We start from the raw sequence: 768 nt of genomic DNA on the forward strand, positions 1-768 counted from the left end.
ATGTGAAGACTTTATAGCAGAAGAAGTGCCCGTTGCACTTATTTATAATGGTATTTCTCATGTGGTAATGATGGCGACCCCTTCTCATCTTGAAAGTTTTGCTATTGGCTTTTCATTATCTGAAAGAATCATTAACAATATTAAAGAAATAAAAAATATTGATATAAAAAGTAATAAAGAGGGCATTGAAGTATATATCGAATTACAAAATCGCCCTTTTATGATGCTTAAAGAGCATCGTCGACAGCTGGTGGGTAGGACCGGATGTGGGCTATGTGGGATCGAACATTTAAAGCAAGCGATGAAGCCGGTTACGCAGGTTTCTGACACGCAAAGAATGCATCTTTCTATTATTAATCAGTCTCTTAAGTTTTTGTATCAACATCAAGAACTCGCTAATCGTACCGGCTGTACCCATGCTGCGGTATGGTTAAATGAGCAAGGCGAGCTAGCAGCTATCTATGAAGATGTGGGGCGTCACGTTGCGTTAGATAAGTTAATTGGTGCTCGTGCAAAATATCCTCGACTTACCAATGGTGCAATCTTAATTACCAGTCGTGCAAGTTATGAAATAATTCAAAAAGCGACATCGGTTGGGGTGGAAATATTATTTGCAGTCTCAGCACCGACAGCATTAGCGATTAACTTAGCGCAAGAGTCAGGTTTAACATTAATTGGTTTTTGTCGAGAAGGAAGGGCGACAATTTATACCCATAAGCACAGAATAATAAATTAAATCTTAATCCTATAATTTTATTTTTAGGTGGT

1 protein-coding gene is annotated in these 768 nt (G+C 38.0%); it reads left to right on the top strand.

The annotated features are described in order from the left end of the window. Nucleotides 1-736, top strand: a 736-nt coding sequence (fdhD, locus tag E5A76_RS02620) for a formate dehydrogenase accessory sulfurtransferase FdhD (RefSeq protein ID WP_161118020.1), incomplete at its 5' end; no start/stop codon positions are given. Between the last annotated feature and the right edge of the window lie 32 nt (nucleotides 737-768).

Source organism: Photobacterium lucens (assembly GCF_009873615.1).
Taxonomy (GTDB): domain Bacteria; phylum Pseudomonadota; class Gammaproteobacteria; order Enterobacterales; family Vibrionaceae; genus Photobacterium; species Photobacterium lucens.